2 protein-coding genes are annotated in these 1,560 nt (G+C 24.4%); both read right to left on the reverse strand.

Translation table 11 applies throughout. From position 1 onward, the window contains the following. Positions 1-608 precede the first annotated feature (608 nt). Positions 609-1,028: a hypothetical protein gene (locus ACJDTP_RS27325; RefSeq protein WP_077839471.1), complete on the reverse strand. Its 420-nt coding sequence runs from the start codon at positions 1,026-1,028 to the stop codon at positions 609-611. A gap of 115 nt (positions 1,029-1,143) precedes the next feature. After that, a complete protein-coding gene (locus ACJDTP_RS27330; protein ID WP_077839470.1) occupies positions 1,144-1,443 on the reverse strand; it encodes a hypothetical protein in 300 nt (99 codons plus the stop codon). Between the last annotated feature and the right edge of the window lie 117 nt (positions 1,444-1,560).

A 1,560-nucleotide genomic window follows, 5' to 3' on the forward strand; every position in this document is an offset into this window, starting at 1 on the left:
GTTACAAGGCTTTACAAGTTTCTGTCGTTTCTGACAGCTTACTCAGTATATCATCGCTTTCAGACTTTGTCAACAACATTTTCAAAAAACTTTTTAAACATTTTATAAGCTTTAAGTTATTGAATTTTATGCTTTTCAGCGACGAATTACATCATATCACCGCTGCTTATTCTTGTCAATAACTTTCCGAAAACTTTTTCTATCTTACATTTTAGATAGTTTTATAAAATGTAGTTGCTTTTTATAACTTTATCTTTACCTAAATATTTTACATTATTACTATACCCAGTGACTCTAAATTTATACTATAAAATTAAATTATTTTTATATTTCATAAAAGTTCTATATTTATCTGATTATAGTGCTAAGCGATACACTAGTATTAAGCGTTTTATATAATAATGACTTTTCTTTATTTTTACATTATAAATTACTCCTATATTTAGTAATTCAAACTATTTGTGTGTATAACACCCTAAAATATAATACGCTACGAATCCCCTCTACTTCTATTCTATTTTTTATTAAAGCATAGAAGATTATACAAACTTACAGAAAAAAATAAGTTCTCATGAATATGAAAACCTACTTGTTCTTGAAAAAATATTTTAATTATTATTCCTTGGTATAAATCCTTTTATAATTAATGTTGACCAATCACTATTAGGATTTTCAATCCACTCACATTGGATATCAAGAAACTTAAGCCACGCATTAAGTCCATGACTTTTTTTACTGACATTTGGCGACTTTCTTCCGTGTATTTCTTTTATATCTTCTAATAATTTAACTTGTTCATCTTTTCCTAATTCTTTATTTAACAATTGCTTTAATATTTCTAAACTCTCATTATAAGCTACAGCATCACCTATATACAATTCATCCGCATATACTTGTCTTTCCTTATTTAATAAATCGCTTATTTCATTAATTTCATCTTTATTTGATAAATATTGTTTAACCCTTCTTAAGGCTTCAATATCATTATCTAATTTGTTTATGGTTTTTTCTAAACTTTCAAATCTCATTTATTCTTCTCACTTTACATTTTATATTTTAATCATCAATTACTTAATGAAAATTAATTTATTATAACATTAATATTTATATTTTATCTATATAATTTAAATAATCTCTAATAATTTATAATTTCGAGTTAATTTTATCATAAAGATGAACTAAATATTCAACATTCACACTATTATCAATTAGTTTATCAATTCTATTTCTAGCAATTCCTAAGGTATCCCTTGCCTCTCTTAGATCTTTATCCTTTACGCAATTATTTGCATATGTTAATAAATAATCTATCTTTAGCACATCTTCAGCTAAATCTTCCCTATCAGCATTTACTAGTTCTACTAATAAAGAATAAACTTTAGGAGATGTTGTATTTTTAGTATCTTTTAATATATCTGTATTTCTGCTAGTCTTTTTTGTCATAAACTTAAACACCTCATTTCCTCAAAATTATAACATTATTCCTGAATTATTCATAGATATAGTTAATAACATAAGAAAGTTAGTTTTTCATGCTATTAGCTATTTCTTTTCTTAATT

This window comes from Candidatus Clostridium helianthi (genome assembly GCF_045310795.1).
Classification (GTDB): domain Bacteria; phylum Bacillota; class Clostridia; order Clostridiales; family Clostridiaceae; genus Clostridium; species Clostridium helianthi.